Genomic DNA, 11,212 nt, shown 5'->3' on the forward strand with positions numbered 1-11,212 from the left:
ACGAATCACGAATCGCCAATCGCGGCGACGTGCCGCGGCACGTCGCCGTCATCATGGACGGCAACGGGCGCTGGGCCGCGCGGCGCCGGCGTCCGCGCATGGTCGGCCACCGCGCCGGGGCGCGCGCGGTCAACCTGTGCATCGACTTCTGCCTGGAACGGGGCATCGGCGCGCTGACGCTGTTCGCCTTTTCCAGCGAGAACTGGGGCCGACCCGAAGAGGAGGTCGGCGCGCTGATGAAGCTGTTCCTCAACGCGCTCGAACGCGAGGTCGAGGAGCTCGACCGGCGCCGGGTGCGCATCCGCTTCATCGGCGAGCGCGAGCGCTTCAGCCATGCGATCCGCGAGCGCATGGACGCCGCCGAGGCCCGCACCCGCGGCAACGACCGCCTGCAGCTGACCGTCGCCGCCAGCTACGGCGGCCGCCAGGACATCGCCCAGGCCGCGCGCGCGCTCGCCGAGGACGTCGCCGCCGGCCGGCTGCGGCCCGAGGACATCGACGAGTCCGCGGTCGCCGCGCGCATGGCGCTGGCGGACCTGCCGGCGCCGGACCTGTTCATCCGCACCGGCGGCGACCTGCGCATCAGCAATTTCCTGCTCTGGCAACTGGCCTACACCGAACTGTGGTTCACCGAGACCCTGTGGCCGGAACTCGATACGGCCGTCCTGCAGCGGGCCCTGGCCGACTATGCGGCGCGCGAACGCCGTTTCGGCCTGACCAGCGACCAGGTCGACGTGCCTTCGAATCCAACGACGGACATCCCGCACGCATGACGAAGACCCGTGTACTGGCCTCGCTGATCATGGCCCCGGTGGCGATCGCCGCCGTGCTGCTGTTGTCCACGCCGTGGATCGTGGCGCTGAGCGCCGTGCTGTTCCTGGCCGGCCTGTGGGAGTGGTTCCGGCTGGCCGAGGTCGAGGACGGCCTGTCCCGCGGAGTCCTGCTGCTGGCCAACCTGCTGCTGATGGTGGCGCTGGTCTGGGCCTCGTCCACCGACAGCAGCGGCTCGCTGGTGCTGTTCAAGTTGCTCACCGTCGCCGGCGTGATCTGGTGGCTGCTGGCCGTGCTGTGGCTGCGCCATACCGGCTTCGCATCCGACCACGACACCCACGCCCGCGTGATCAAGCTGGCCGCCGCCACCGCCAGCGTGATCCCGGCCTGGTGCGCGCTGGCGCTGATCCACGCCGGCCAGCCCTACGGCCACCGCTGGTTGCTGATCGCGCTGGCGATGATCTGGGCGGCGGACAGCGGCGCGTATTTCGCGGGCCGCCGCTTCGGACGGCGCAAGCTGGCGCCGCAGATCAGCCCCAACAAGACCGTCGAGGGACTGGCCGGAGGGCTGCTCGCGGGCGTCCTGCTGGCCGTGCTGGCCGCGCCGCTGGCGGGCGCGGAACTCGCGCAGCTGCCCCTGGTCGCGCTGGTGGCAGTGCTGACGATCCTGTTCTCGGTGGTCGGCGACCTGTACGAAAGCCTGCTCAAGCGCCACGTCGGTGCCAAGGATTCGGGCACGATGATCCCCGGCCACGGCGGCCTGCTCGACCGCATCGACAGCGTGCTCGCCGCGCTGCCGGTGTTCGCCCTCGGCCAGATCTGGCTGGGTTTCTGATGGTGCGCCCGATCGCCCGCCCGTCGCCGCCGCCATCGGCGCAGTCGCCGGCATGAACGAGTTCCGCACCGTCGCCGTGCTCGGCGCGACCGGTTCGATCGGGAACTCGGCGCTGGACGTGATCGCCCGGCACCCGCAACGGCTGCGCGCCGGGGTGCTGGCCGCCGGTTGCAACGCCGAGGCGCTGGTGGCGCTGTGCCGCCGGCACCGTCCCGACCACGCCGTCATCGCCGACGAGAGCCGCTTCGGGGCGCTGCGCGATGGGCTGCGCGAGGCCGACCTGCCGACGCAACCCCACGCCGGCGCGCGAACGCTGGAGGAACTGGCTGCCGGCGATGCCTGCGACACCGTGGTCGCCGCGATCGTCGGCGCCGCCGGCCTCGATTCCACCCTGGCCGCGGCCCGCGCGGGCAAGCGCCTGCTGCTGGCGAACAAGGAATCGCTGGTGCTCGCCGGCGAACTGCTCACCGCGGTGGCGCGCGCCGCCGGCGCGACCATCATCCCGATCGACAGCGAGCACAACGCGATCTTCCAGTGCCTGCCCGAGGGCCGTGTCGACGGCGGCGTGCGGCGGATCGTGCTGACCGCATCGGGCGGGCCGTTCCGCGGGCGCAAGCGCGCGGACCTGGCCGGGGTCACTCCCGCCCAGGCGGTCGCCCACCCGAAATGGTCGATGGGGCCGAAGATCTCGGTCGATTCCGCGACGCTGATGAACAAGGGCCTGGAGGTGATCGAGGCCCACCACCTGTTCGGCCTGCCCGATGCGCGCATCGACGTGCTGGTGCATCCGCAGAGCCTGGTGCACTCGCTGGTCGAGTTCGACGACGGTTCCACCCTGGCGCAACTGGGCCTGCCGGACATGCGTACCGCGTTGGCCGTGGGCCTGGGCTGGCCGCAGCGGATCGCCTCCGGCGTCGCCGGGCTCGACCTGCTGGCGCACGGCCGCCTCGACTTCGAGCCGCCGGACCCGGAGACCTTCCCGTGCCTGCGCCTGGCCCGGCAGGCGCTGCTGGCGGGCGGCACCGCCCCCGCCACCCTGAACGCGGCGAACGAGGTGGCGGTTTCAGCGTTCCTTCAGGGCCGGATCGGTTTCCTCGACATTCCCGCCCTGGTCGCGGATACCCTGTCGGCCCTGCCCGCGGCCGCGGCCAGCTCCCTGGACGAGCTGCGCGGCGCCGACGCGGCGGCCCGGCGCTTCGCCGAATCGACCCTGCCCTTCCACGCATCCGCATGAGCCTGCCCGCATGATGACTTTCCTCGGTTCGGTGTGGTGGCTGATCGTCAGCCTCGGCGTGCTGGTGACCTTCCACGAGTTCGGACACTACTGGGTCGCCCGCCGCAACGGGGTCAAGGTGCTGCGGTTCTCGGTAGGGTTCGGCCGGGCGCTGTGGTCGCGGCGCGGCCGCGACGGCACCGAGTACGTGCTCGCGGCGCTGCCGCTGGGCGGCTACGTGAAGATGCTGGACGAACGCGAGGGCGGCGCGGTGCCGCCGGAGCAGCTGTCGCAGGCCTTCAATCGCAAGTCGGTCTGGCGGCGGATGGCGATCGTCGCCGCGGGCCCCTTGGCCAATCTCGTCCTGTGCGTCGCCCTGTTGTGGGCGATGTTCGTGATCGGGCGGCCCGACTACGCGCCGGTGGTCGGCTATGCCGAAGGCGTCGCCGCCGAGGCTGGCCTGCGCCGGGGCGACGCCATCGAGGCAGTGGGCGACCGCGAAACGCCGACCTGGAACGAGCTGCAGCTCGCGCTGCTGCCGGCGGCGCTGGACCGGAGCGATGTCGAACTGCGGGTGCGCGGCGCCGACGGCGACAGCGAACGGCGCACGCTGGCGCTGTCGCAGCTGCCGCACGAACTCGACGACAAGCAACTGCTGTCCGCCATCGGCCTCGCCCCGCGCCATGCGCTGCTCCCGGCCGTGGTGGGCCGCGTGCTGCCGGACAGCGCCGCCTGGGGGGTCCTTGCCGAGGACGACCGGATCACCGCCGTGGACGGCGTCCGCATCGACACCTTCGACCAGCTCGGCCCGCAGATCCAGGCCCTGGGCGAGAACGGCGGCAGCGGCATGATCGAGGTGGAGCGCGACGGCGACCGCCTGGCGCTGGAGATCGTCCCGCGCCTGATCGAGGATCCCGAGCGCGGCGAGTTCTGGGCGCTCGGCATCCAGCCGCAGCGCGGCGAGCCGCCGCCACGCGACGCGCTGCAACGCTACGGCCCCGTCTCCGCGGTGCCCGCGGCGCTGCAGGAAACCGCGCATCTCACCGGACAACTGTTCGGCATGATCGGCCGCGCCTTCAGCGGCCGGGTGTCGGTGGAGAACACCGTTGCCGGGCCGATCACCATCGCCCGCGCCGCGAACGCGTACGCCCAGCAGGGCCCGGCCTGGTACCTCACGATCCTCGCGCTGTTGTCGCTGAGCCTGGCGATCCTCAACCTGTTGCCGATCCCGCTCTTGGATGGCGGGCATCTCCTGTATTACCTTATCGAGTTGGTCAAGGGCAGTCCGTTAAGCGAACGTGCCATGGCCGCCGGGCAATATGTGGGGCTGGCACTGCTGGCCGGCCTGATGGGGCTGGCGTTCTACAACGACATCCTGCAGTTGATGTACCGATGACCGCCCGACCCCCGTCCTCGCGTCCGCGCGACGGCGAGAACCTTCCAAACGGACGCACTAGATGACGCGAATTCCAAGCCGCCGCCTGCTCGCCCTCGCCCTGACCGCGGCCATCGCCGCCCCCGCCTGGGCCCAGACGGACGCAGCACCGCCGCCGCCATCGGGTCCGTCCACCGCCAGCAGCAGCTTCACCGTCGGCGACATCCGTGTCGACGGACTGCAGCGCATCGGCGCCGGCACCGTGTTCACCTACCTGCCGATCGAGCGCGGCGACCGGGTCGACCAGTCGCGCCTGGGCGAGGCGATCCGCGCGCTGTACCGCACCGGCTTCTTCGAGGACGTGCAGATCGGCCGCCAGGGCGACATCCTGGTGGTCACCGTCACCGAGCGCCCGGCGATCAACCGCCTCACGCTGACCGGCAACAAGGACATCCAGACCGAGGACCTGATGAAGGGCCTGTCGGAGATCGGCCTGTCCGAGGGCGACACCTTCGATCGCCTGGCCCTGGATCGCGTCACCCAGGAACTCACCCGGCAGTACAACAACCGCGGCAAGTACAACGTCGAGATCACCCCGACCGTCTCGCGCCTGGACCGCAATCGCGTCGACGTCACCATCGCCGTCGACGAGGGCAAGGCGGCCAAGATCCGCCACATCAACATCGTCGGCAACGAGCGGTACGAGGAAGAGGACGTGCGGGCCGGCTGGGAGTCGGCCGAGAGCAACTGGCTCAGCTGGTACCGCCGCGACGACCAGTACTCGCGCGAAAAGCTCGACGGCGACCGCGAGAAGCTGCAGAACTTCTACCTTGACCGCGGCCACCTCGATTTCAGCGAGGACGGCATCCAGGTCGCGATCAGTCCCGACAAGCGCGACATGTACATCACCGCCGGCATCACCGAGGGCGAGATCTACAAGATCTCGGGCGTCGAGATCAGCGGCGACACAATCCTGCCGAAGGAGCAGATCGAACAGCGCGTGTTCCTGCGCGAGGGCCAGACCTTCTCGCGGGCGCTGCTCGAGCTCAGCTCCGACGCCATCATCGCCACCCTGAGCAACATCGGCTACGCCTTCGCCCAGGTCAATCCGATTCCCGAGGTCGATCGCGAGAACCGCACCGTGGCGATCAACATGCAGGTCGTCCCCGGGCCGCGGGTGAACGTGCGCCGGGTCGTGTTCAAGGGCAACACCCGCACCTCCGACGAGGTGCTGCGGCGCGAAATGCGCCAGTTCGAGGGCAGCTGGTACTCGCAGGCGGCGGTCGACCGCTCCAAGGTGCGCCTGCAGCGACTGGGCTATTTCGAGTCCGGCAGCGTCAACGTCGAGACCGAGCCGGTGCCCGGCAGCAGCGACGAGGTCGACGTGGTCTTCAACGTCACCGAGACCACCTCCGGCAGCTTCGTGTTCGGCCTGGGTTATTCGCAGCTGTCCGGCATCACCACCTCGGTGCAGCTGTCGCAGAACAACTTCCTCGGCAGCGGCAACCGGGTCTCGATCGAGGCCAGCCGCAATACCTACCTGCAACGCTACGCGTTCTCCTACCTCAATCCGTACTTCACCGACGACGGGCTGTCGCTCGGCTACAACCTGTGGTGGCGCGAGTTCGACAACTCCGACTTCAACACCGCGCAGTACTCCTCGACCAATGCGGCGAGCCAGGCCGTGCTCGGCATCCCGATCACCGAGCACGACAGCTTCTCGCTGTTGTTCGGCATCGACCGCAACGAGATCTTCACCTACCGCGGCTCGACGCCGGACTCGATCGTCGACTACATCGACGCCTTCGGCCAGCGCACCTTCCACGCCTGGCGCACCGAGATCGGCTACTCCCGCGACACCCGCAACGACTACCTGCAGCCGACCCGTGGCACCTACCAGCGCATTTCCGCCGAGATCACCCTGCCCGGCTCGACCGCCGAGTACTACAAGCTCAACTACGAGTTCTCCAAGTACTGGCCGATCAGCCGCGCGCTGGTGCTCAACACCCGCGCCGAGATCGGCTACGGCGACAGCTACGGCAGTGACGTCACCCGCAACATCTGCTTCAACAATCCCGTCCAGGAAGACCACGACGACGATCCCGAGACGCCGCCGGTCTGGGTTCCGGGCGCCGACCCCTCGGACCCCTGCGACCCCTCTTCTCCGGACTACGTGAAGACGGTGACAGCCGGCGGCCTGCCGTTCTTCGAGAACTTCTACGCCGGCGGTACCCGCTCGGTCCGCGGCTTCCGCGACAACACCCTCGGCCCGCGCGAGGCGGCCGGCAACAGCACCTTCCTGCAGCCGCTGGGCGGCTCGCTGAAGACGGTGGGTTCGCTGGAGATGTATTTCCCGACCCTGCTCGATTCGCCGGCCGCGCGCGTGTCCGCGTTCGTCGACTTCGGCAACGTCTACAACGGCATCGACGCGTTCGAGGCCAAGGAACTGCGCATCTCGGCCGGCGTCGCGCTGATGTGGCGCGCGCCGGTGGGCCCGATCTCGATCAGCTATGCCTATCCTCTGAGCAAGCAGGACACGGTGCGGGGCGGCTCGGGCGACCTGATCCGCGAGGGCGACGAGGTCGAACGGCTGCAGTTCACCTTCGGCGGCGCGTTCTGAGGGCGCGCCGGCGATCGGTTCTGCAATGGATCATCGGGATACCACCCTCACCGCCGCCGAGCTGGCGGAACGTCTCGGGCTGCCGCTGCGCGGCGACCCGGGCGTTCGCCTGCACGGCGTCGGCAGCCTGACCGGGGCCGACCCGGGCCAGCTGGCGTTCCTCGCCAACCCGCGCTATCGCGCCCAGCTCGAGGACACGCGGGCCGGCGCGGTGGTGATGCGCGCCGCGGAGGCGGAAGGCTTCCGCGGCACCGCGCTGCTGGCCGACGACCCCTATGTCGCCTACGCCAAGGCGGCGGCGCTGTTCGCGCCGCGCCCGGTGGCGGTCCCCGGCATCCACCCCAGCGCGGTGGTCGATCCCTCGGCCACGGTGGACGCCGGCGCGCAGGTCGGCCCGCTGGTCAGCATCGGCCCGCGCAGCCGCGTCGCCGCCGGCGCGATCGTCGGGCCCGGCTGCGTGGTCGGCGAGGACTGCGAGATCGGCCGCGACTGCGAGCTGGTGGCCCGGGTCACCCTGGTCGCGCGCGTGCGCCTCGGCGCGCGGGTGCGGATCCATCCCGGCGCGGTGCTCGGCGCCGACGGCTTCGGACTGGTGATGGAGGCCGGGCGCTGGGTCAACGTGCCCCAGCTGGGCGGCGTCCGCGTGGGCGACGACTGCGAGATCGGGGCCAACACCACGATCGACCGCGGCGCGATCGAGGACACGGTGCTGGAGGAGGACGTGCGCCTGGACAACCTGATCCAGATCGCACACAACGTGCACGTCGGCGCGCACACGGCGATGGCCGGCTGCGTCGGCGTGGCCGGCAGCGCCAGGATCGGCCGCTACTGCATGATCGCCGGCGCCGCCGGGATCGCCGGGCACCTGGAGATCTGCGACCGGGTGGTGGTCGCGGCGATGAGCCTGGTTTCGCAGTCGATCCGAGAACCCGGGGAGTACTCTTCCGCCATGCCGGTGATGGAACAGCGCGAATGGCGCAGGAATGCGGCACGCTTTCGACAACTCGACGCGCTCGCGCGCCGCGTCATTGCCCGCGAGAGGGACAAGGAATGAGCCACGGACCATCGCTGCCGATCGACATCGCCGGCATCCAGCACCTGCTGCCGCATCGGTACCCGTTCCTGCTGGTCGACCGCGTGCTCGAGTTCGAACGCGACCGCCGCGTGCTCTGCTACAAGAACGTCTCGGCCAACGAGCACTTCTTCCAGGGCCATTTCCCCGGCAATCCGGTGATGCCCGGCGTGCTGGTGATCGAGGCGCTGGCGCAGGCCGGCGGCGTGCTCAGCCACCTCAGCAAGGAGGTGGACTGCACCGGCCGCCTGTCGTACCTGGTCAAGGTGGACAAGGCCAAGTTCTCGCGCATGGTGGTGCCCGGAGACCGGCTCGAGCTGGAGGTCGAAATCCGGCGCGCGATCCGCAACATGACCCTCTACGCGGGCTCGGCGCGCGTGGACGGGCAGGAGGTCGCCTGCGCCGAGATCCTCTGCGCCGAGGTGCAGGGCTGAGATGGCGGCGACCGCGTCACGCCACCCCACCGCGGTCGTGGATCCCTCGGCCCGGCTCGGCGAAGGCGTCGCGATCGGCGCCTTCAGCCTGATCGGCGCGGATGTCGAGATCGGCGACGGCACCACGATCGGCCCGCACTGCAGCATCACCGGGCCGACCCGGATCGGCCGCGACAACCGCATCCACGGCCATGCCGCGATCGGCGGCGATCCGCAGGACAAGAAGTTCGGCGGCGAGCGCGTGGAGCTGGTGATCGGCGACCGCAATACGATCCGCGAGTTCGTCACCCTCAACCGCGGCACCGGCGAGGGCGGCGGCTGCACCCGCATCGGCGACGACAACTGGCTGCTGGCCTATGCCCATGTCGCCCACGACTGCCGCGTCGGCAGCCATTGCGTGTTCTCCAACAACGCCACCCTGGCCGGGCACGTCGAGATCGGCGACCACGTGATCCTCAGCGGGTTCGTCGGCGTCCACCAGTTCTGCCGCATCGGCGCCCACGCCTTCATCGGCATGGGCGCCTTCGTCAACGGCGACGTGCCGCCGTTCGTGATGGTGGCGCAGGAAGGCTACGGCCGGCCGCGCGGGATCAACAGCGAAGGACTGAAGCGGCGCGGCTTCGACGCCACGCGCACGGCGGCGATCAAGCGCGCCTACCGCGCCCTCTACATGTCCGGCGGCAACCTCGACCAGGCGCGGGAACGCCTGGCGGCGCTGGCGCAGGAGAGCGACGACGTGCGCGGGATGCTGGAATTCGTCGAATCGGGCCAGCGCCCGCTGCTGCGCTGACGGGGAGGAGCGAGGAACGAGTGAAGAGAAACGAGGAACGAGTGTCGCGTCCCATTCCCGCACCGGCCGGATTCATCCACTCACTCCTCACTCATCGTTCCTCGTTTCTCCTCCCCCGTTCCTCTAAGATGACGCCTTCCCGGAACGCCGTGACCGCCGAGCCGTGAACAGCGCATCGAACCCTTCGACGGCAGTCGCGACGCCCCCTTCTCCGGACACCCGACCTGCCGCCCGTCCCGGCGCCGGCCCGCGCTTCGTGCTCGTCGCCGGCGAAGCCTCGGGCGACCAGCTCGGTGCGGGCCTGATCCGGGAACTGCGCGAACGCCATCCCACCGCGACGTTCGCCGGTGTCGGCGGCGGCGCGATGCGCCGCGCCGGCCTCGATGCCTGGCACGACGTTTCCGAACTCGCGGTCATGGGGTTGAGCGAGGTGCTCTCGCACCTGCCGCGGCTGCTGGCGCTGCGCAACGCGCTGCGCCGGCGCATCCTCGCCTGGCGGCCCGATGCCTTCATCGGCGTCGACGCACCGGACTTCAACCTCGGGCTGGAGCGGATGCTGCGGCAACGCGGGGTGCGCACGGCGCACTACGTCAGCCCTTCGATCTGGGCGTGGAGGCGCGGCCGCGCGCGCAAGATCGGGCGCAGCGCCGAACGCGTGCTGTGCCTGTTCCCGATGGAGCCGGCGATCTACGCCGAATACGGCGTCGACGCCCGCTTCGTCGGCCACCCGCTAGCCGACACGATGCCGCTCGATCCCAACCGCCGCGGCGCGCGCGCGCTGCTGGGCACGCCGCGCAACGGGCCGGTGCTGGCGGTGCTGCCCGGCTCGCGGCTGGGGGAGATCGCAAGGCTCGGCGCCGTCTTCCTCGAGGCCGCCGCGCTGGTCGCGCGCGAGACGCCCGGCCTGCGCGTCCTGGTCCCGGCCGCCGACGAGCACTGCCGCACGGCGCTGGAAACGCTGGTCGCCGCATCGCCGCTGTCCACCGACGCCGTGAAGCTGATCGACGGCCAGGCGCGCGAGGCCATGGTCGCCGCCGATGTCGTGCTGCTTGCCTCCGGGACCGCCACGCTGGAGGCGATGCTGGCCAAGCGGCCCATGGTGGTCGGCTACCGGGTGGCGCGCAGCACCCATGCACTGGTGAAAGGGCTGGGCCTGCTCAAGATCGAGCGCTACGCGCTGCCCAACGTGCTGGCCGGCGAGGACCTCGTGCCGGAGCTGATGCAGGACGACTGCACCGCGGAGAACCTCGCCGCCGCGGTGCTCGGCTGGCTGCGCGACCCGCAGGCCGTCGCGGCACTGGAGCCGCGCTTTCGCGCGCTCCACACCACCTTGCGGCGCGACGCCTCGGCCCGCGCCGCCGACGTGGTCGAAACCCTGGTCGCACGGCCATGAACACGCTGGTCGCCGGTATCGACGAGGCGGGACGCGGGCCGCTGGCCGGCCCGGTGGTGGTGGCCGCCGTGGTGTTCGACCCGGCGCGCCCGCGCATCAACGGCCTCGACGATTCCAAGCAGCTGACGGCGGCGCGGCGCGAGACGCTGTACGCGCGCATCGTCGACCGCGCCCTGGCGTGGCGGATCGTGTTCGTGGAGCCGGCCGAGATCGACCGCATCAACATCCTGCAGGCGACCCTGCTCGGCATGCGCCGCGCGCTGGAAGGCGTGCTGGAGACGATCGGCGATCCGCAAGGCTGCCTGGCGCGGATCGACGGCAATTGCCTGCCGCCGGACCTGCCCTGCGCGGCCGAGGCCCTGATCGGCGGCGACGGGCGCGAGCGCTCGATCATGGCCGCCTCGATCCTCGCCAAGGTCGCCCGCGACCGCGCCATGCTGGCGCTGCACGCGCGCCGCCCCGGATATGGATTCGACCTGCACAAGGGCTACTCGACGCCCCAGCACCTGGAGGCGCTGCAGCGGCTGGGCCCCTGCCCCGAGCACCGCCGCAGCTTCGCGCCGGTGCGCGCCGCGGCGCAGGCCGGCATGTTCACGATCGCGCCGGACACGCCGGATCTGCTGCCCGACGCCGCTGCCGGGTGAGGTAGCCGCCGCCGACGGCGGACGCAGGTGCGCAACGCCGCTGTCAAGCCTTGTCGGCTCCTCGC

General features: G+C 70.8%; 10 protein-coding genes. All 10 read left to right on the forward strand.

Going from position 1 to position 11,212, the window contains the following annotated elements:
- The first annotated feature begins 29 nt into the window (after positions 1–29).
- On the forward strand, positions 30–773 hold the full coding sequence (gene uppS, locus U3649_RS13990; protein WP_407351921.1) for a polyprenyl diphosphate synthase: 744 nt from the start codon (positions 30–32) through the stop codon (positions 771–773).
- Positions 770–1,606, forward strand: a complete 837-nt coding sequence (locus U3649_RS13995; RefSeq protein ID WP_407351922.1) for a phosphatidate cytidylyltransferase — start codon at positions 770–772, stop codon at positions 1,604–1,606. The genes uppS and U3649_RS13995 overlap by 4 nt, the downstream gene beginning before the upstream one ends.
- A 52-nt stretch (positions 1,607–1,658) precedes the next feature.
- On the forward strand, positions 1,659–2,840 hold the full coding sequence (dxr, locus tag U3649_RS14000; protein WP_407351923.1) for a 1-deoxy-D-xylulose-5-phosphate reductoisomerase: 1,182 nt from the start codon (positions 1,659–1,661) through the stop codon (positions 2,838–2,840).
- Between the two features lie 10 nt (positions 2,841–2,850).
- Positions 2,851–4,215: an RIP metalloprotease RseP gene (gene rseP / locus U3649_RS14005; protein WP_407351924.1), complete on the forward strand. Its 1,365-nt coding sequence runs from the start codon at positions 2,851–2,853 to the stop codon at positions 4,213–4,215.
- Positions 4,216–4,276: 61 nt separating this feature from the next.
- Positions 4,277–6,814 carry an outer membrane protein assembly factor BamA gene (bamA, locus tag U3649_RS14010; protein WP_407351925.1) on the forward strand — a complete coding sequence of 846 codons (2,538 nt, stop codon included), beginning with the start codon at positions 4,277–4,279 and terminating at the stop codon, positions 6,812–6,814.
- 25 nt (positions 6,815–6,839) lie between these two features.
- Positions 6,840–7,868 (forward strand): UDP-3-O-(3-hydroxymyristoyl)glucosamine N-acyltransferase, encoded by a 1,029-nt coding sequence (gene lpxD, locus U3649_RS14015; RefSeq protein ID WP_407351926.1) that lies wholly within the window; start codon positions 6,840–6,842, stop codon positions 7,866–7,868.
- Positions 7,865–8,320 (forward strand): 3-hydroxyacyl-ACP dehydratase FabZ, encoded by a 456-nt coding sequence (fabZ, locus tag U3649_RS14020; RefSeq protein WP_407351927.1) that lies wholly within the window; start codon positions 7,865–7,867, stop codon positions 8,318–8,320. The genes lpxD and fabZ overlap by 4 nt, the downstream gene beginning before the upstream one ends.
- 1 nt (position 8,321) lies before the next feature.
- The gene (gene lpxA / locus U3649_RS14025; RefSeq protein WP_407351928.1) at positions 8,322–9,110 is read left to right on the forward strand and encodes an acyl-ACP--UDP-N-acetylglucosamine O-acyltransferase; all 789 of its coding nucleotides are present in this window, start codon (positions 8,322–8,324) and stop codon (positions 9,108–9,110) included.
- A gap of 163 nt (positions 9,111–9,273) precedes the next feature.
- Positions 9,274–10,503: a lipid-A-disaccharide synthase gene (gene lpxB / locus U3649_RS14030; protein ID WP_407351929.1), complete on the forward strand. Its 1,230-nt coding sequence runs from the start codon at positions 9,274–9,276 to the stop codon at positions 10,501–10,503.
- Positions 10,500–11,147 carry a ribonuclease HII gene (locus U3649_RS14035; protein WP_407351930.1) on the forward strand — a complete coding sequence of 216 codons (648 nt, stop codon included), beginning with the start codon at positions 10,500–10,502 and terminating at the stop codon, positions 11,145–11,147. The genes lpxB and U3649_RS14035 overlap by 4 nt, the downstream gene beginning before the upstream one ends.
- Positions 11,148–11,212 lie beyond the last annotated feature (65 nt).

The organism is Luteimonas sp. R10, from assembly GCF_045689605.1.
Classification (GTDB): domain Bacteria; phylum Pseudomonadota; class Gammaproteobacteria; order Xanthomonadales; family Xanthomonadaceae; genus Luteimonas.